Here is an 18,930-nt window from a genome sequence, read left to right as displayed (position 1 = left end):
CTTACCTCGCCACCCGGCCCATACTGAGGTGGGCGCGCGCATCTTTATCACGCGGGTTAATCTCTCGGACGTCATCCCAGTATTTCTGCGCCAGGGGAGCCATACCCTCTTTACCGTAGAGTTCGGCCATCCTCTTATATGCAAGGATAAGCTTCGGTTCGCTATCAATCGCCGTTTCATAAAAGGAAATCGCCGTTTTTGGCTGCGATTTTTCCTCTGCCAGCTGGCCTAAAATAATACAAGCATAGTAGTTCTTGCTGTTCTCTTTGTAGGCTTTTTTAAAGTTTATCTCCGCGCTTTTCTTGTCCTTGAACTGATGCAGATATAAATATCCAAGGCCGAGATAATAATCGGCATTGTGCCTGTTTAGCGAAACCGCTCGTTTCATCAAGCGTAACGCTTCCTCGGGATTGTGACGGTCCCGGAAAATCGTGGCGAGCTGGTACGCCGCATCGGCATGCCACGGGTTGTAGCCTAGGGCCTGCTCATAACCACGTTGAGCCTCCAACAGCCTGCCCTCTTCCTGCTCATGGGTAGCCGCTAAGTATAGATTTGTAGCCGCCGTGTGGCAATAGATTGCCGTCGATAAGACTGAAATAACTATAATTGCTGCGATAAGCGCTGCTACTTTTACCCATAACATGTTATTTTTCATCCGCAACCAACCCTTTGTACGCGACTTGCGCCTTCTCGAACCCCGGAGCCAGCGAAAGAACATGCTTATATTCAGCTAACGCTTTATCCCGCTGCCCCGTCATCTCATAATATCGGCCCAGGCAAAACATGGCTTGAGAATCATTAGGGTTAATGTCGAGCGCTATATCTATCTGCGCTTTTGCCTCGGTTAAACGCCCGGTTTCCAGATAAACCGCCCCCAGCATGCCGTTTGCGATATACGAATTCGGCCGCAAGTACACCGCTTGCTTAAGATATCGTTCCGCATCTTTCAGATACATGCGGTCGAAAGCTTTACCACCATAAAGATACCCTTGTCCGAGTAGTATTAAATTCTGCTGGTCATTCGGCGACCGCTGGACGCCTCTCTCGAGATACTCGATACCTTCAAGCCAGGCCACGATATTCCCTTGCTGAGCGCCGGTATCGGTAAGCATTATCCCAAGCTCTCGATACGGTTTTGTGTCGTTCTTACTATGCGCTATTGCTGTTTTGTAGTATATTCTGGCTTGCTGCAAGTCGCCGTTTTGCTCCGCCATGCGCGCCTTCCCAAGCGCCATATCGCTTAAAAACGGGTGTACGGACGCCAACATGCCAACAATGCCCATAATGCAAACAGCGATTATAGCGGGATAACGCAGATAGCCGGACGCAGGCCTTACCGCAACCGAACCGGTTGCAAACGGCGCCGCAAGCGCCCCCAAAAAAAGCCAGAGAAACGCGGCCGGCATAATGCCGGTTACATTCGTTAAGCTCTGGATAATAAAACCGACGATACCTGCAAGCAACCCCGCCTCAACGGCCGTTCCCCCGACATTCAAAAGAATACGGTCTTTGCTTTTCAGGATAACAAACGCAACTATAAAAACGAACACCAGCAGTGCTGGAAAGCCGAGCGTTACTGCCATCTGCAGAAACGCGTTGTGCACATTATCTTGATTCTGGTCGGGAACCAGCTTTGCAAGCTCTTCGAGTTCATATTGTGGAAATACGATTCCAAGCGAATCCGGTCCAAAACCGGTTAACGGCCGATCAATAGCCATCCGGGCAGCGCTCTGCCACATCAGCAAACGTGTATTTATACTCGAAGCATCCGTAAGCGTTGTATGCATGTTAAACGCCGGTACCGCAACAGTGGTGGCGGCAAGCGCAAAAGTCAGCACGACCAACGCGACAAGCACCGGCGACAATCGCACCGCACGCGGTATTCTCAACAACGGAGCTTCTTTCGTAGGCTGCGACGCTCCTACTGAGGGCGATAATTGCACCTCACTTTGTGCCTGTCTAGCAGGCGCCAATCGTATCGCATTGGATTCTTCGCGGAAATCCGTTGTTCTGACTGCAAACACGTTCCGCTGCCGTGTTAAAACAATATACACGACCATCCCACAAAGAACGCCGATTAACGCCCCTCTACTCCCCGTTGCCAATAGGCATAGCCCAATTAAAATCGATGCCATACCGCAAAGATACCTTTCTACCTGTGACTTGCATTGCTTTACCAGTGATATTGCAACCGGCAGCATAATCGTTAGATATCCGCCAAGTGTAATGGGATTTCCAAGCGTTGCAAAGCTGCGACCGATGCCAAATGAAACATATCCCCACCGAACGGGATCGATTCCCGCCCGTTGCAATAACCCGTACAAGGACACGAGCGCCGCCGACCCAACGGCAAACGAAGCAAAACGCCGCAAATCATCCGCCGTCTTTATTACCTGACTGGCTAGAAACAACAGCGCCGCCATAATTAGATAGCTATAAAGCCCGTCATAGCGCAGATATGCGCCCTCAAGGCTTGTCGGCGTATTAATTGAAAGTGCGGTTGATATGGCGGCAAGCCCAAGAAATGCCAGGAACGGAACTTCCAGCCCGCTAAGCCTGAGCCGCCCGCCCCGGGCGAGCAGAGCTACTAAGTATACGCAGATCGCCGCTATGGTGATTGCTTTTAAAAGCAGATATTTAATGGCAAAGGCTTGATCGAGCGAGGATGGAAATACTATAAGGGGTACGATAGCTAAAACAACATACAGAAGTATCTTAAGCACCCGTTCCGCGAAACTTGACGTATTGGACGTGCCTCGCCTATTTTGATGGTGTCCTTCACTGTGCGCTTCTATAGCGGATTGCCTTATGCTCGCTTTGGTTGCCGTCACTTTATCTAACCCCTTATCTACCGTATGACTCCAACATTTCTTGTATCGGCGAATAAAGGCAAAACAAAAGGGCGACATTACTGTCGCCCTTTTGCCATAATCGGCATCCATGTGCCGGTTAGTTTACGGATAGCTGTGACCGTTCGGGCACGTGAATACTGGCGGAACTGAACCGCCACCACTCAATATCTTGTAAACGCCATTCTCGGTGGTCTTCTCCGGACAACTCGGCCACGCTTTTATATAGTCGGGCACTAAATCTGTCGTGGCCTCCGCAATCGTTGACGGATACGCATTGCCACCTGATGCTTTCCAAGTCTGGATAGCCCCGTCAAGGGTTCTCAGGTTAGCCTGGCATGTCCTTTGATAGGCACTCTGCCTTGCGGAATTAAAAACAGGAACCGCAATAGCAACCAAAATACCGATAATAAGGATAACAACCATCAACTCGATAAGGGTAAAACCCTTTTCGTTTCGGATGTTTCTCATTCTTTCACCTCCCTATTATTAGGTCCTATTCTGGTTCTGCCAACGAAAAAAGGCCCAAGCTGTGAACCTTAACGCCACAGCCTGCGCCTGCATAAGTTTTTGAAAGGATTTCTCAGTTTCACTTATACGGCAACCCGGCTGACTCCTGTGAGCCCCGTGGCTTTGCGTCCCCACCTCGCGATGGGTTTGCCTTTTTCGCTGTGAAAGACCAGTTGTAATATTAATATCGGTAGCTGGGCAAAAATCTTTAGCGCTAATATAGTAATTATTCCCAGTATATTACCAGTTATTAACTAACCTCATTGCCAAGCGAACTCGAATAATGCGACCTTTGGCCTGCACGTAGTTTTGCCTGCTTTTTACTTAATCAACGAGATAATCTGGAACATCGGCATATAGAGGCTGACGATGATGCCACCGATAAGAACACCCATGACCACGATCATGAGCGGCTCGATGATCGAGGTTAAAGCGTCAACGGTTGCCTCTACTTCACGGTCGTAGAAATCCGCGATCTTGCCGAGCATCTCGTCAAGAGCGCCGGTTTCCTCACCGATTGAGATCATCTGCACGACCATCGGCGGAAACACAGTGCCTTCCGAGAGCGGTTTGGCGATGGTTTCGCCATCCTTAATGCTCGAACGAGCGCCTCTGACGGTGTTGGCGATGACCGCATTGCCCGCGCTGTCGGCAACGATGTCGAGCGCCGAGAGAATCGGTACACCGCTCGACATAAGCGTACTTAAGGTACGGCTGAACCTTGATACGGCCATCTTCTTGGTTAACATGCCAAGAACCGGCAGGACAAGCTTAACGCTGTCTATTCTTTCCCTGCCGTTTGTGGTCTTGCCGTATAGCTTAAACAGGTAAAACAAGCCGAATAACGCCGGTATAATAATAAACCAGGCGCCATTTATAAAGTTGCTGAGCATCAGCAGTATTTTCGTGGGAAGCGGTAGCGAACCGCCCATCGTACTAAACATGTTGACGAAAATCGGCACGATAAAGGTAATAAGAACAAAGGTGATAAGAATCGAGAACGAAAACATCGCCATAGGATATGCCATCGCAGATTTAATCTTCGAACGTATGCCGGTTTCCTTCTCGAAATGCTCGGCAACACGCATCAGTACCTCGTCGAGTGCGCCGCCGGTCTCGCCCGCTTTCACCATGTTGATAAATATCGGCGGGAACGCCGCTTGGTGCTTGGCCATCGATTCGGATAACGACTTGCCCTGCTCCACGTCTTTGAGCAGCTCACCGATTATCTTGCTTAAGGCTTTGCTCTCGGTTTGATCGGATAGAACCGACAGGCACCTCGTAAGCGAGAGACCCGCGTTGATCATGGTTGCGAACTGACGGCTGAAGACGGTGAGGTCTTTTAACTTTACCCTATTGCCGAACGGCAGAGTGATTTCTTTTTGAGCGATACCCTGTTCTTTGAGGTCGATGACGATGTAGCCCATTTGGCGTAGTTTGGCGGACACCATGGTTGCATTATCGCCCTCGATTTTTCCGCTTAGCTGGTTACCTTTAAAATCCCGAACCCTGTATGTGTATGTGCTTGACATCTCTTACACCATCCGTTGGTAAAATGTTCTCTTCAATTACTATTACGCGGTTCGCCCGAGCATTTGCTCTACATCGCTCGGGTTCGACGATTTGTTAACAGCTGTTTCAAACGAGATCATGCCCCGTCGATACAGATCGCTCAGACATTGATCCATCGTTACCATGCCGTTTTTCTGACCTGTCTGCATAGCGTTATATATCTGGTGGGTTTTCGCCTCACGAATCATGGCGCGGACACCGGGTGTTGGCGCCAGAATCTCGTACGCGCAAACCCTGCCGTGGCCATCGGTAGTCGGTAAAAGTTGTTGGCAAACGATGCCTTGCAGCGTTCCTGCGAGCTGTATGCGGATTTGCTGCTGCTGATGCGGCGGGAATACGTCGATGACTCTGTCGATTGTCTGCGGCGCATCCTGGGTGTGAAGTGTCGCAAAGACCAGGTGGCCGGTTTCCGCCGCGGTAAGCGCCGCGGATATCGTTTCCATGTCGCGCATCTCGCCGACAAGAATCACGTCTGGGTCCTGGCGCAGCACGTATTTGAGCGCATTCGTGAAGGATTTGGTGTCTGAACCGACTTCCCTCTGGTTGACGATCGATTTCTTATGACGGTGCAGATACTCTATCGGGTCCTCAATCGTCATAATATGGAATGCCTTGCTTTCATTAATAATGTTGATAAGCGATGCCAGCGTAGTCGATTTACCACTACCGGTCGGGCCGGTAACAAGGATTAAACCCCTCGGCCTGCGCACCAGCATCTCAAGGGATGCCGGCAAACCCAGGTCCTCAAGCTTCTTAATATCCATAGGGATAATCCTGAAGGCCGCGCTTACACTGTTTCTCTGGTAATATGCGTTTACCCTAAAGCGTGCGTGACCGGGAAGCGAATACGAGAAATCATACTCCAAGTTTCGCTCAAGCTGCTCGCGCTGCTCTTGCGTCAGGATACTGTAGATAAGCTCCTTGGTATCCTGCGGTGTGAGCGGCGGATAATCGAGACGTACAAGCTCTCCATGAACTCGTACGGTTGGCGGCGTGGCGACCGTTATGTGCAAATCGGACGCTTTGCGCTCGAGTACTTGAATTAAAAGATCATTGATGTCCAGCACACTAAACCTCCAGTTAAACGCATAATATACTTATCTATCGGAACATTGACCTGCGAGCTTAAGGAAAAGTCGCTATACGATAACACGCATAACTTCTTCAAGCGAGGTGACGCCCTGGCGCACTTTTTCAAAGCCGTCCTGGCGCAGCGTAATCATGCCTTCCCCGATGGCGACGCGCTTGATCTCATCTGCCGTTGCTCTCTCCACGCACAGCTTTTTGAGCGTGTCGGTAAGCGGCATGATTTCGTAGATACCGACCCTTCCCTTATACCCGGTGTCGTTGCATTTTGGACAGCCGTTAGGCCGGTACAGCTTCGGCATTTTACCCTTGTCCAGCGGGAACCCGATGCGCTCGAGCCCTTCTCTGGCCGGGGTGTATTCTTCCCGGCAATCGGGACAAAGCCGGCGAGCCAGACGCTGTGCCTGCACGCACTCTATCGCCGAAGCGGTTAAAAATGGAGCGATGCCCATTTCGGTCAGCCTGCTCACCGCGCCCGGTGCGTCATTGGTGTGAAGTGTTGAGAGCACCAGGTGGCCGGTCAGTGCCGCCTCGATGGCTATCTGTGCTGTTTCTTTATCCCTCATCTCACCGACCATGACTATATCCGGCGATGAGCGGAGCATCGCTCTGAGGACGCGGGCGAATGTAAGACCCGACTTCGGATTTATCTGTACCTGGTTGATGCCGGGCAGGCGGTACTCGACCGGGTCCTCGACCGTGATAATGTTTTTCGAGCTGTTGTTGAGCACGTTAAGCGTGGCATACAGCGTTGTCGACTTACCGCTTCCGGTTGGGCCGGTAACAAGAATGGCGCCGTACGGTTTGGTAAACGCGTCTTTGAATCTATCAAAGTTATTTGGCGAAAACCCCAGGTCGTCAAGATCAAGCAAGATGCTCTCTTTGCGAAGGATCCTGAGGACGATCCGCTCGCCGTAAATCGTCGGCAAGCTGGAAACACGAAAGTCGATGACATTTCCACCGACTAAGAGATTGCAGTGCCCGTCCTGCGGCATTCTCGTCTCGGCGATATCGAGGCCGCCCATGATTTTAAAGCGCGAAACGATACCGGGTTGAATCTGTTTCGGTGAGCGCATGACCTCGTGAAGAACACCGTCGATGCGGTAGCGAATGCGCAAGTCTCGCTCTTGCGGTTCGATGTGGATATCACTTGCGCGCTCGTTGACAGCCCGCACCACGATCATGTTTACCAGCTTGATAACCGGCGCGTCTTCCGAAACTTCGCGGATATTGCCAATAGAGGCCAACTCTTTGTTATCCTTCTCAAGGCACGTCGAGGTGACCTCGTTTCTCATGACATCCGATGCTTTGTAGTAGCGATTAAGGCCCGTCTCGATATCGGAGCAGAGGGCGATTACCGGTTTTATCTCATAGCCGGTAATTATATGAAGATCGTCGAGCACGACAACGTTTGACGTATCTGATACCGCGACAACCAGCCGATTACGCTCGAAATCGATCGGCAGCACGTTATACCGGCGTGCGAAAGTCTCCGACAACACAGTTACGGCTGCCGGGTTGACCTGGTATTCGGCCAGATCAACGACATTGAAATCGCCGGCGTCGAGAAGTTCGGTGACGATTTCGGCGTCGATCATACCGTCTTCGATCAGCACTTCCGCAAGCGATTTATCACTATTTACTTTTTCTTGAGCTTCCGCCAGTTGCTCCTCCGACAGCATCCCCTTTTTATTGAGAAGCCCGGCAAGAATCTCGTCTGATTTTGCTAACATGCGATGCCTGCTGTCGTTACATCGTCACACGCGCGACCTCTTCAATTGACGTGAGGCCTATGCGTGCCTTTTCAAGCCCGTCGTCTCGAAGGCTTTTCATGCCTTCGCCACGGGCAATATTAGTTATGTCCTCGGCCGTTGACCCGGCAACGAGGAGCCGTTCGATGCTCTCAGACATCGACATAACCTCGTACAGGCCGATTCTGCCGCGATACCCTGTATTGCCGCAATGCTTACATCCGCGAGCCCTGAAAAGCTCGGTCGGCTCAGAACCATCAATCGTATAACCCGCTTCGATCAGCTGTTTTTCCGATGGAGTGAAGGCTTCGTGACAGCGAGTGCACAGTTTGCGGGCGAGCCGCTGTGCAACCACGCAATCTACAGCCGACGAAACCAAAAACGGTTCTATCCCCATCTCGACCAGGCGCGTAAGCGCAGACGGCGCGTTGTTGGTGTGAAGCGTTGAGAGAACTAAGTGGCCGGTAAGCGCCGATTCTACCGCTATAATCGCCGTTTCCTCGTCCCTTATCTCGCCGATCATGACGATATCGGGGTCCTGGCGAAGGATTGAGCGGAGCGCGCTTGCAAAACTTAAGCCGGTTTTCGTATTAACCTGGACCTGATTTATGTTCATTAACCGGTACTCTACCGGGTCTTCCACGGTAATGAGATTGCGATCGGCGCCATTTAGCATGTTAAGCACGGCATAGAGCGTCGTCGTCTTTCCGCTTCCGGTCGGGCCGGTAATGAGAATTGCCCCGTACGGTTTACTGAACGATTCTTTAAACCGCTCGAGCGATTCCGGTAGGAATCCCAGGTCGTCGAGGTTAAGCATTATGTTGTCTTTCTCTAAAACACGTAGGATGACCTGCTCGCCGTGAATGGTCGGCAACGTGGCGACACGGAAATCGATCGGTCGCTTATCGATGGTGAGGCCGAAACGACCGTCCTGAGGCAGGCGGCGCTCGGCGATATCGAGGCCGGCCATGATCTTTATCCTTGAAATCATGCCGGACTGTATTTGCTTTGGTGAGCGCATAAGCTCATGCAGAACGCCGTCGATACGGCAGCGAACCCGGATATCGTGCTCTTGCGGCTCGATGAAGATATCGCTGGAGCGGTCGCGTACGGCTTCGGTGATCAGCATGTTTACCAGCTTTACGACCGGCGCTTCTTCACCTTCGCTCTCTTCCACACGACTCACGTTCAGCCCATCCGTCTCTTCGCTTATGCTCTCGATTGCCCGCTCTACAATACTGTCATTGGTGCTGTATTTATTAATTGAGACTTGCAAATCGGTCTCGGTGATGACGACCGGTTCGATATTGTAGCCGGTCATAACATGGAGATCGTCGAGCGTGAACAGGTTTGTAGGGTCGGCCATCGCCACCACGAGGCGCTCGTTATTAAATCCTATTGGAAGGACGTTATAGCGGTGGATGTGTTCGTTGGAGAGCAACCCTACGGCTTGCATGTCGACTTCGTTCTCGGTGAGGTCGACGTAATCTAAATGCAGCTGTTTGGCGAGGTTTTTGGCTATATCTTGTTCGGAACAGTAGCCCAAATCGACAAGGCGCCGATCAACTGCACTACCTTCTGAGGTTTCTATTGCTTCAATTAGTTGGTCTTCTGTGATGATTCCCGCATCCAGCAGGAACTCACCGATCTTTCTCCGAAACATTATATGGCCGATCTCCGCTCTCTAGTTCTTCGAGCAGCGCCTGTCGCATATCTTCAACTGGGGCGGAAATCCCGGTCCAAACAAAAAAAGCAATCGCGGCCTGATGCAAAAGCATTCCGAGGCCGTTCGCTGTTCGTGCTCCTTTTTGTCGTGCTAGGCGTAATAGTGGTGTTTCTAGTGGTACATATATGAGGTCGTACACAAACTGCGATTCGTTAATAAACTCTAAAGGAACCGGTAGGAGATCTCCGCTTTCATTCATGCCTACAGGTGTTGCGTTAACGACTAGTTCTCCATGTTGAAAAATATCGGCCAGATTGTCGCTAAAAGTAAGCGTTTTAACATATATTTCCTTAATATTTGCCTGAATTTGCTCTGAAATCGCTTCCGCCTTGGCTTTTGAGCGCCCGATAATCGCGATTTCGTGCGCTCCGGCGCGCGCCAGAGCAATGGCAACAGCTTTCGCCGCGCCTCCTGTACCTAGAATAATTGCGCTTTTATCTTCCGGGCTGAACGATTCCTCTTCAAGGGATTTCAGAAACCCGTCACCGTCGGTATTGTAGCCGATCAAACGGCCTTCGCTGTTGAGAATTGTGTTGACTGCCCCCATGATGCGGGATTCTTCGGTAAGCTCATCAAGAAACGGGATAACCGTTTCTTTATGCGGCATGGTCACGTTAATGCCGTGAATATTCAGCGCTTTAACACCGGCGATTGCCGGGGCTAACTCTTCAACTCGGACGATAAACGGTAGATACCTGTAGTTTAAATCGAGCACGTCAAAGGCGCGGTTGTGCATGAGGGGCGATAGCGTGTATGTAAGCGGATAGCCGATTATGCCGGTGACGGCGGTAGTTCCGGTGATCTTGCGCATATTAGCCCACTCCCTGGCGATCCGGGCGTACGGTGCCCTCCTGCTCCATTAGGTTGCCGATGTGGTCGTTCCAGCGTTTGATGACCCGGCTCTCAAGGCGCCTGAGAAATCTGGTATGAAATGCCTCGTGGTTGCTTACCGGCACGACGAGAATCGTGCGCAGGCCAACGCGGTTTCCGCCAAAAATATCGGTAAATATCTGGTCGCCAATGACAACCGTATCGCTAATGGTAGTGCCGAGCGCTTCCATGGCCCGCCGGAAAGCCGCTTTCCGCGGTTTTGTAGCCCTCGCAACCAGCGGTAACCCTATCTGTTCGGCAATCGTTGATACGCGCTGTTTCCAGTTGTTTGAGACGATGCAGGCCTTAAAGCCTTCATTTTTAATGGTTTGCAGCCACGTCTTTAGCTCTTCGGTTGCAACCAAGCTATTGCGGGCGATGATCGTGTTGTCGAGATCAAGGATTAGGCCCTTGATACCGTGCGATTTCAGATGAGCTAAGTCAATCCTGTATATTGATTCGAAGTACTGGTCCGGATAAAGCTTCTTTAGCACGTAGTCACCTCAACATAGAGTTTAGCAATCAAGCGGCAATCAATCTACCCTTCGCCGCAGAATTGCAAATTCGGGCCACGGCGCTTCCGACGGGATACATACGCGATATCCTGCGTGCGAAACATCGACCGGCTCGAGCTGGCCCGCTTTTCCTATCTGGAACATCCCAGGTATATAATAGTCTTTTACCAGGCCGTTCGGGCTTAATATTTCTACTGGTTCGGAAATCCTGAGCCTGTTTCTAACCGATACCGTTACCATTTTCTTTTCCGCATCGTAGCCGTCCACAAGACCGACAAAATCGTGGGATTTTTCGTAACGGGCATAATCAAGTAATTCTTCTCCTTTATCTCCTTGGAAGAATCCTGTCGAATACTGCCGGTGGCTTACTTTTTCCATCTCTTCAAACCACTCCGGGTCGGGCTCGTAATTGTCCGGGTCGGCAAAGTAGCGGTCGATTGCCTGTCGATATATTTTAGTAATTGCGGCGACATAGTGCGTGCCCTTCATCCTGCCTTCAATCTTGAGGCTGCTCAGGCCGCAGCGCATAAGCTCGGGTATGCGGCCGATGAGCGCGAGATCCTTCGAGTTGAAAAAATATGTGCCGCGTTCGTCTTGCTGCACTTCGTGATATTCGCCGGGGCGCGTCTCCTCTACCAGGTGATACTTCCAGCGACAGGAGTGCGCGCAGTCGCCTCGGTTTGCGTCCCGGTCGGCAAAGAACTTACTCATCAGGCACCTGCCGGAATACGAAATACACATGGCTCCGTGGATAAACGCCTCAGTTTGAACGCCGGCGTTTTCTGATATCTCAGCCATCTCGGATGCGCTGAGCTCCCGTGCAAGCACGACGCGAGCTGCGCCCTGAGCCGCCCAGAACTCGGCGGCAGCGGTGTTGGTTGTATTCGCCTGCGTGCTGATGTGCACGCGCAAACCCGGCGCTACGCGCTTAATCGTATGCAGAACGCCTGGATCGGCGACTATAACCGCGTCGACCCCGCCATCCGCCAAATCGACGGTATACGGTTCCAGTTTTTCGAAATCGTCGTCGCGCGCAAAAATGTTGATGGTCACATAGAGCTTTTTCCCCGCTGCGTGCGTTACCGCGACCGCTTTCCGGATATCCTCGATTGAGAAATTGCTGGCTTTGGCGCGCAGGCTGAACTCACGACCGCCGATATAGACGGCATCGGCGCCGTAGGCCAGGGCGTATTCAAGCCGCTCCATGTTCCCTGCCGGGGACAAAATCTCCGGCTTTTTCATATTGTTTCGCTCCTACTTCAAAATATAAATCAGCAGCCGAGGCCTGCACCCCGGCTGCTTGCATTCTATAGCTCAAATTAGCTCGAATTCACTAATTACGGCTACTGGCTTTATTAACTCTACATAAAGGCGATGGATTACCCCATGACGGGCTGTACTGCCGTCACTCCGGGAACCATTTCCTTTAGAGTTTGCTCAACATAATGGGTCAATGTCATCTGCGACATTGGGCACCCGGCGCATGCACCCTGCAATCTGACTTGAACGATACCCTCGTCGGTAACGTCCACAAGCTCGATGTCACCACCGTCAGCCTGAAGAGCCGGCCGTATGCGTGCTAATGCTGCTTCAACTTGCTCGCGCAATCCACTCACCTCCCCGGTGACATTTTATCAGCACTATCCTATCACAGAAGACGCCATTAATACAGAATGTGTACTTTGGCTTTCGCCCATATAAAACGCTGTTACGCGACGGGCGCATACTTGCTATACTTAAACTATATATGCAAGCGTCCACCCACAAGCATAGTGCCCTCTCTAGCAAAATGCGCATATTTATGGCAATCTAGATATAGTTATAGTAATGGAAGAAGCAGCAATCATAGCATTCGGAGGCTGAACCTTGGCGCTATCTCGCGGAAAGAAATTCCTTATTGCATTCGCCGTATTTGTAGCAGTCATGGTCGGTGCGCTGGCCTGGTTTGTCAACGGCGTGACTCGCGATCTACCTAATATCGGTGATGTAAAAAGCGTGGTCAAAAACCAAACTTCCTACATTTATGCGGCCGATGGTACGCAGATAACAAAGCTTTACCATGAAAACCGTACTATTGTTCCGCTCGCGCAAATCTCACCAAACCTGCAAAAAGCGGTTATAGCAGTTGAGGATCAACGTTTTTACGAGCATAGCGGCATCGATTTGATTCGTATCGTCGGTGCGTTGGTTCGGGATATCCGCACCGGTGGAGCGTCGCAGGGCGGCTCTACCATCACCCAGCAATACGTTAAGAATGCGTACTTTAGCCCTGAAAAGACGATTGTTAGAAAGGTTCGCGAGGCTTTTTTAGCTATGGAACTCGAGCGCAATTATACGAAAGCGCAAATCCTCGAAAAGTATCTCAACACCATTTACTTTGGAAATCGTTCGTATGGAATCGAGGCGGCGAGCGAATCGTACTTCGGTGTTCCCGCAAGCAAACTCACTATCGAGCAGAGCGCTCTGCTCGCCGGCCTTATCAAGGGGCCGGAACTATACAACCCATACAAAGACCCGGTCGGTGCAATGCAGCGACGCAACCTGGTAATCGATCTCATGGCGCAACAGGGGTCGGTGAAAAAGCCGGAAGCGGAAACTATGAAAAAGCATCCGATCGTACTCGCATCGACAAAGCAGAGATATAACGGTATTGCCCCGTACTATGCCGAATGGATAAAGACCGAGCTCAAGAAACTCGGTTTTGACGAGAAAGACGTGTATTCGCAGGGGCTGAAGATTTACACGACGCTCGATACGAAACTCCAGGAATATGCGGATACATCCTGGAAGAAATATTTGCCGAGCCCGCGCGACCCGGATGTGGCGCTTGTCGCAATCGACCCGAAAACCGGTGCGGTTAAGGCGATGGTCGGCGGTAAGAACTTCAATAAGAGCAAGTTTAATAACGCGGCGCAGGGCTTAAGGCAGCCCGGGTCGTCATTTAAACCGATTACTCTAGCTGCGGGGCTAATGAACGGTGTTTCGCCGGACGACGGCTTCCAAGCGTCATCGCCGCTAACAATTCATGTGCCCGGCACGAAACCCTGGGTCGTGCACAATTACTCCGGTGAGTCCGGTTCCGGCTTTGTAAGCCTGCGAAGGGCGACGGCCATGTCGATTAACGTCGTATACGCAGGTCTCATAATGAAGGTCGGCGTGGAAAAAACCATCGAAGCTGCGAGAAAGCTTGGCATAACGAGCCCTATTAATCCGAATCCCTCCATCACGCTCGGCGGCTTGCGTCCGGGTCTTACCCCGCTGGAGATGGCATCGGCCTACTCGACGTTCGCGAATAACGGTGCACATAATCCGGCGTTCGGCGTCCAGAAAATTATTATGCCGAACGGGCAGGTAATTTACGATCATAAAGTGCAACCGAAACCGGGGGTCGATCAGGCGGTCGCCGCGCTGGTCAATGATATCCTCAAAGGTGTCGTGCAGAGCGGTACCGGCGCACGCGCCCGCATCGGCAGGCCGGTCGCCGGTAAAACCGGAACGACACAGGATTACAGAGATGCGTGGTTCGTCGGTTATACACCCGACCTTGTCGCGTCAGTCTGGGTCGGTTACCAGGCCAAGGAAGATCCGATGCGCAATGTTCACGGTATCAAGGTTGCCGGCGGTACCTTCCCGGCACAGATTTGGGCTGCTTTTATGAAGAAGGCGCTCAAAGGCGTGCCGGAGCATGACTTTCCCGACGCGCCGCCCGGCTCGTTAACGTATGTTTCGCTCTGCGACGAGAGTAACGGTATCGCAAATGAGTTCTGCCCGAAAGTAAGCAAACACGTATTCGTGCGTAAATATCGCCCGCGCAGCCTTAAAACGTGCACGCTTCATAAGGCTATTCAGGTTCCGAACCTGGTGGGTATGACGCAAGCCGATGCGATAGCCGCTCTAACCGCGGCTAAGCTTGGATCGGCAATATTTACGAAAATTGATGCAACAGTACCGCTGGCGCAGGTTATCGAGCAAAATCCTGCCGCTGAAACCGCTGTTAAAGAAGGCGCGATTATTTCGATAACGGTAAGCGGCACTACGAACAAACTACCGGCGCAAACTCCCGATACGGGCAATGGCGATGGCAATACGGCGCAGGTATCCGTACCGAATGTCGTCGGTATGACCGCGGATCAGGCTACAAATAATCTTCAGAACGAAGGATTCTTAGTATCGCAGGAATCGCAGGTAAGCGATGTGCCGGTGGGCCAGGTGATCAACCAAGACCCGTCCGGTGGATACCAAGCACAAAAAGGCGCTACCGTTAAGATTATCGTAAGCGGTACGAGTACAAGCAGTACCATTAGCAACACTACAGTTCCCAACGTTATTGGAAGAAGTGAAGCGGCCGCTCGAAATATGCTTGAATCCAGGGGTTTTATCGTTGTTATCTACAACGATACCAAGCGTCAGAGCATCCGGCGGTACGGTATGGGCATGGTTAGCAACCAGAATCCGGCAGCGCGAACGGATGCCGCTCCGGGGTCTAAAGTTATTATCTATGTGACGACACAGGGGTAAAATTGCGACGCTTGGGACTGGGATGAATAACCAAACGGTTGATAGGGCAACAGGCTAAATAGTCGTTCTTACATAGCCCTTGAAATGCCTGGATATATCTATCGTTATTTGGCCAGGACTACCTGCGCCAATCCGGTTTCCATCTACTTGCGTGAGCGGCATAATCTCCATGAGGGAATTCGTTAGGAAAAGCTCGTCAAAGCGAAACAGCTCATCCTTATGGATGCTGCGCTGGATTAATTCGTAGCCCGAATCCGCGATGACTTCGATTACAACTTCCCTGGTAACACCCGGTAGCAACCCATCTGCGACGCGAGGCGTAGAAATAACGCCATCGACTACCGCAAAGACGTTGCTGATTGAACCTTCCGTAATGTGACTGTGTTCGTTTGTGAGAAGCGCCTCGTCGCAACCAGTCGCAACCGCTTCTTTTCTTGCTAGTACCGATGCGAAATAACTCGTAGATTTGACTGTGGCGAGCAGGGTGTTCGAGCAGCGATAACCGGGCAGGGTAATCGCCGACATGCCGTTTTCGTATAGCTCCCTTTCGTAGCCGCTATACGGTGAAGCGCTAATTGCTACGGTCGCATGGTCATAAGCCGATTCGCCCCAGGACACGGTGAGTCGCACTCGTGCATCTGATAGCTTATTTACCGTAATTACTTCATTGCATACGCCTTGCAGCTCAGCCGCAGACGGAATCGAAGGAAACTCAAGGATCCGGGCGGCTGTTGTAAGCCGGTCTAAATGGCGATCTAACGCAAATATAGTACCATTGTAAGCACGCATCGTTTCAAAGAGGCCTGCGCCGTACAGAAACCCGGCGTCAAATATGCTTACCTTTGCTTCGTTGGCATCTACAAAATCGCCGTTGAGGTATATCTTCATGCATGCGCCTCTCTAATCGTCTACATCCATCCCGAGTGCTTCAAAAATCGCACGCCCTTTATCCAGCGTTTCAATATATTCCGCATCGGGGTCTGAGTCGGCCACGATACCGCCGCCAACCTGAAAATATGCTTTGTCCCCCAGAGCGGTTAACGTACGGATTACTATGTTGGTATCCATTTTACCATTTGTGCTGATATAACCGATTGAACCGGTATAGAGATTTCTGCGATGCGGCTCGAGCCCTTCGATTATCTCCATAGCCCGAATCTTCGGCGCACCGCTTATCGATCCTCCAGGAAAGCTCGCTCGCAACAGGTCCATGGCCCCGACATCCGCGCGCAGCTGCCCGACGATGGTTGAGACCAGATGGTGTACCGATTTATAGCTCTCCAAAACCATTAGCTCGGGTACACAAACGCTTCCCGTCACGCATACGCGCCCGAGGTCGTTCCGTTTTACATCGACTATCATTACATGCTCTGCGGCGTCCTTTTCACTATCTTTGAGCTCTTGTATTGATGCTTTGTTGCTGGCGGCGTCGGCGAAGCGCGGGCGGGTACCTTTTATCGGCCGCGTTTCAACATGGCGGCCGTCTACAAACATGAATCGCTCAGGTGACGAGCTTAATATGGAGAACTCTCCATATCCCAAAAATGCCGCAAACGGTGCGGGGTTGGCCGCGCGAAGGCATTTGTAAAGAGGCCAGTGGCCGGTGTGGAGGTCAACAGTAAAACGCTGGGACAGATTGACCTGGAAGATATCTCCCTCGTAGATATAGCGCTTGGCCGCCTCAATCATTTGGCGGTACTCGGTACGGGTGAAATTTGAAGAAAGGTTGGAAGCGACAGCATCAGAATTTGTGGATTGTAGCTTCCCTGTTACGCGTAGCCGTAACTCACCGTTTTCACTTGCGCCAAGAGGAATTTTTTCAATTAAGCACTGTAGCCGTGTCTTGGCCTCGCATAGGCCCTTCTTGGTACTCTTCGGTACATATGCCACGGCATAGCCTTTATGCTCAGCGTGATCGACGACAATCGCCTCTCGATAGAGTCCCAGATAGATATCCGGTATTTGCTGGTCGTCTACAGCAATATTCGGCATGCGCTCTATCTGCCGGTTCAGATCGTATCCAAAATAGCCTACGGCCCCGCCGGTGAACGGCAACGATAAACCTTCAGTATCTTCGAGGTTTTTAAGGTGACCGAACCGCTCGGTTTCTTCATCGATTACCTTGAGCGGACCATCCTTATATATCTCAGTCGTGTTTCCCCTCGTTACTTCGGTCATTCCGTTCTTCGAGCGAATAATTACGTCGGGGTTGCTTCCCATAATCGAATACCTGCCGTATCGCTCCATAACGAGCGCGCTTTCGAGCAAAAACGGCATGATATCGTTAATAAGTGCCTCAAACGTGGTGGTCGGGTCCTCTATATAATCGAGCTCTTCTACGATAATGCAGGGGGCGTATCGTCCCATCGGTTCTCCAGAAATAAAAAAGCGGGCATCCATTGGCTGGATGCCCGCGTATCGCGGCCTAGTAACATGCCAATTACCGTTCCATTAAGTTACATACACATTTACACTAATTGTGCCTGCAATACAAGTCCTAACACAGACTTAGTAATCTAGATACCTCTATTATAAAAGACTTTGCAAACTTGACTGCCAAGCATACAGAGGTTCACAATCGTCCTGCTCAGGCGTTGACTCGCTTACCTAATGATCTTCGAGATTCCCAATTCTAGGATATCTTCCGCGCCCATCGATTTGAGCTGCGGGATAAGGATATTGACGCCCGATTTCTCGACAACGGTTTCGATTGCGAGGTAATCGGTGTTGTAGAGTTGCGATACGGTCGGCTTTTTAAGAGCCGGCAGCACCGACACAACGTCATCGAGCCTTGCTTCTGGGACGTTCATGCTGATGAGAACCTTGCCGCGGGCTTCGATGACGCCGAGAAGCAAAGTCTTTATCTCTTCTATTCCCTGGCGTTTTTCCGGGTCTTCCCATGCGGCCTTATTCGCCATAAGCCTGGTCGTCGAGGTCAGTATGGTGCCGATTATTTTAAGACGATTGCGGCGAAGCGTCGAACCTGTCTCGGTCAGATCGACGACAACATCGACGAGCTCCGGCACTTTTGCCTCGGTGGCGCCGTATGAGAACAGTATCTTCACCGGTATGCCGAGCTTCTCAAAATATTGCTTGGTGACGTTGGGCAGCTCGGTACTTACGCGGCTTCCGGCTGGGATGTCCTCCGGGCGCGTAATCGGTGAGTCCTCCGGTACGGCAACGACAAGCTTGATGACGCCGGTCCCGGTTTTTGCGTACGGCATATCGGCAACCTCGATAACGTCGGCCCCTGTCTCAGTTATCCAGTCGTGGCCTGCAATTCCTAAATCAAAATATCCGTCCGCAACATATATCGGTATCTCTTGCGGGCGCAGGATCTTGACCTTGCTGATCCTCGGGTCTTTTATTGTCGGATTGTATCCGCGAGATTCTTTTTTTACCTCGAGATCGGCTTGCGCGAAGAGGAGTAACGTCTGCTCTTCGAGACTTCCTTTTGGTAAAGCGATACTTAACATGGTGCTCCCTTGTCCTTTTTGCCAGTTTCTAACGGCATAATAATTAAGCTTTCGGCA

Annotated in this window: 15 protein-coding genes and 1 riboswitch; of the genes, 1 reads left to right on the top strand and 14 read right to left on the bottom strand. The window is 51.3% G+C overall.

Features of this window, described 5'->3' with window-relative positions; genetic code table 11:
• Position 1 precedes the first annotated feature (1 nt).
• From VGK02_02160 to VGK02_02110, 11 genes are all read right to left on the bottom strand, one after another.
• Entirely contained in the window at positions 2 to 655 is a 654-nt protein-coding gene (locus tag VGK02_02160; GenBank protein HEY3373850.1) for a tetratricopeptide repeat protein, read from the bottom strand.
• Positions 645 to 2,831, bottom strand: a complete 2,187-nt coding sequence (locus tag VGK02_02155) for an O-antigen ligase family protein (protein HEY3373849.1) — start codon at positions 2,829 to 2,831, stop codon at positions 645 to 647. Before VGK02_02155 ends, VGK02_02160 begins: the two co-directional genes overlap by 11 nt.
• 123 nt (positions 2,832 to 2,954) lie before the next feature.
• Entirely contained in the window at positions 2,955 to 3,320 is a 366-nt protein-coding gene (locus VGK02_02150; protein HEY3373848.1) for a type II secretion system protein, read from the bottom strand.
• Positions 3,321 to 3,445: 125 nt separating this feature from the next.
• Positions 3,446 to 3,521: riboswitch (cyclic di-GMP riboswitch) on the bottom strand.
• A gap of 158 nt (positions 3,522 to 3,679) precedes the next feature.
• On the bottom strand, positions 3,680 to 4,891 hold the full coding sequence (locus tag VGK02_02145; protein HEY3373847.1) for a type II secretion system F family protein: 1,212 nt from the start codon (positions 4,889 to 4,891) through the stop codon (positions 3,680 to 3,682).
• A gap of 42 nt (positions 4,892 to 4,933) precedes the next feature.
• Positions 4,934 to 5,998, bottom strand: coding sequence for a type IV pilus twitching motility protein PilT (locus VGK02_02140; protein HEY3373846.1), 1,065 nt, complete (start codon positions 5,996 to 5,998; stop codon positions 4,934 to 4,936).
• 72 nt (positions 5,999 to 6,070) lie between these two features.
• Positions 6,071 to 7,750, bottom strand: coding sequence for an ATPase, T2SS/T4P/T4SS family (locus tag VGK02_02135; GenBank protein HEY3373845.1), 1,680 nt, complete (start codon positions 7,748 to 7,750; stop codon positions 6,071 to 6,073).
• Between the two features lie 16 nt (positions 7,751 to 7,766).
• Positions 7,767 to 9,431: an ATPase, T2SS/T4P/T4SS family gene (locus tag VGK02_02130; GenBank protein HEY3373844.1), complete on the bottom strand. Its 1,665-nt coding sequence runs from the start codon at positions 9,429 to 9,431 to the stop codon at positions 7,767 to 7,769.
• Positions 9,409 to 10,305 carry a shikimate dehydrogenase gene (locus tag VGK02_02125; protein HEY3373843.1) on the bottom strand — a complete coding sequence of 299 codons (897 nt, stop codon included), beginning with the start codon at positions 10,303 to 10,305 and terminating at the stop codon, positions 9,409 to 9,411. Before VGK02_02125 ends, VGK02_02130 begins: the two co-directional genes overlap by 23 nt.
• 1 nt (position 10,306) lies before the next feature.
• On the bottom strand, positions 10,307 to 10,858 hold the full coding sequence (locus VGK02_02120; GenBank protein HEY3373842.1) for a YqeG family HAD IIIA-type phosphatase: 552 nt from the start codon (positions 10,856 to 10,858) through the stop codon (positions 10,307 to 10,309).
• Between the two features lie 39 nt (positions 10,859 to 10,897).
• Positions 10,898 to 12,121 carry a U32 family peptidase gene (locus VGK02_02115; protein HEY3373841.1) on the bottom strand — a complete coding sequence of 408 codons (1,224 nt, stop codon included), beginning with the start codon at positions 12,119 to 12,121 and terminating at the stop codon, positions 10,898 to 10,900.
• 137 nt (positions 12,122 to 12,258) lie between these two features.
• Positions 12,259 to 12,486 carry a NifU family protein gene (locus VGK02_02110; GenBank protein ID HEY3373840.1) on the bottom strand — a complete coding sequence of 76 codons (228 nt, stop codon included), beginning with the start codon at positions 12,484 to 12,486 and terminating at the stop codon, positions 12,259 to 12,261.
• A gap of 259 nt (positions 12,487 to 12,745) precedes the next feature.
• On the opposite strand from VGK02_02110, the gene VGK02_02105 reads away from it, so the two are divergent.
• Complete coding sequence (locus VGK02_02105; GenBank protein ID HEY3373839.1) at positions 12,746 to 15,397, top strand: PBP1A family penicillin-binding protein; 2,652 nt, start codon at positions 12,746 to 12,748, stop codon at positions 15,395 to 15,397.
• A gap of 54 nt (positions 15,398 to 15,451) precedes the next feature.
• Here VGK02_02105 and VGK02_02100 read toward each other — a convergent pair whose 3' ends face one another.
• The 3 genes from VGK02_02100 to hisG form a co-directional block, all read right to left on the bottom strand.
• Complete coding sequence (locus VGK02_02100) at positions 15,452 to 16,285, bottom strand: aminotransferase class IV (protein ID HEY3373838.1); 834 nt, start codon at positions 16,283 to 16,285, stop codon at positions 15,452 to 15,454.
• 12 nt (positions 16,286 to 16,297) lie between these two features.
• Positions 16,298 to 17,764: an aminodeoxychorismate synthase component I gene (pabB, locus tag VGK02_02095; protein HEY3373837.1), complete on the bottom strand. Its 1,467-nt coding sequence runs from the start codon at positions 17,762 to 17,764 to the stop codon at positions 16,298 to 16,300.
• Positions 17,765 to 18,000: 236 nt separating this feature from the next.
• Entirely contained in the window at positions 18,001 to 18,873 is an 873-nt protein-coding gene (gene hisG / locus VGK02_02090; protein ID HEY3373836.1) for an ATP phosphoribosyltransferase, read from the bottom strand.
• Positions 18,874 to 18,930 lie beyond the last annotated feature (57 nt).

This window comes from Candidatus Aquicultor sp. (genome assembly GCA_036504445.1).
In the GTDB taxonomy this organism is placed as follows: Bacteria; Actinomycetota; Aquicultoria; order Aquicultorales; family Aquicultoraceae; genus DASXVE01.
This window is presented reverse-complemented; position numbering and strand designations above follow the sequence as displayed.

Bases quoted from the DNA above. Each gene is read 5' to 3' on its own strand.
- VGK02_02125 (HEY3373843.1), bottom strand. From the start codon at position 10,305: ATGCGCAAGATCACCGGAACTACCGCCGTCACCGGCATAATCGGCTAT.
- VGK02_02135 (HEY3373845.1), bottom strand. From the start codon at position 7,750: ATGTTAGCAAAATCAGACGAGATTCTTGCCGGGCTTCTCAATAAAAAG.
- hisG (HEY3373836.1), bottom strand. From the start codon at position 18,873: ATGTTAAGTATCGCTTTACCAAAAGGAAGTCTCGAAGAGCAGACGTTA.
- VGK02_02150 (HEY3373848.1), bottom strand. From the start codon at position 3,320: ATGAGAAACATCCGAAACGAAAAGGGTTTTACCCTTATCGAGTTGATG.
- VGK02_02160 (HEY3373850.1), bottom strand. From the start codon at position 655: ATGAAAAATAACATGTTATGGGTAAAAGTAGCAGCGCTTATCGCAGCA.
- VGK02_02100 (HEY3373838.1), bottom strand. From the start codon at position 16,285: ATGAAGATATACCTCAACGGCGATTTTGTAGATGCCAACGAAGCAAAG.
- VGK02_02145 (HEY3373847.1), bottom strand. From the start codon at position 4,891: ATGTCAAGCACATACACATACAGGGTTCGGGATTTTAAAGGTAACCAG.
- VGK02_02130 (HEY3373844.1), bottom strand. From the start codon at position 9,431: ATGTTTCGGAGAAAGATCGGTGAGTTCCTGCTGGATGCGGGAATCATC.
- pabB (HEY3373837.1), bottom strand. From the start codon at position 17,764: ATGGGACGATACGCCCCCTGCATTATCGTAGAAGAGCTCGATTATATA.
- VGK02_02115 (HEY3373841.1), bottom strand. From the start codon at position 12,121: ATGAAAAAGCCGGAGATTTTGTCCCCGGCAGGGAACATGGAGCGGCTT.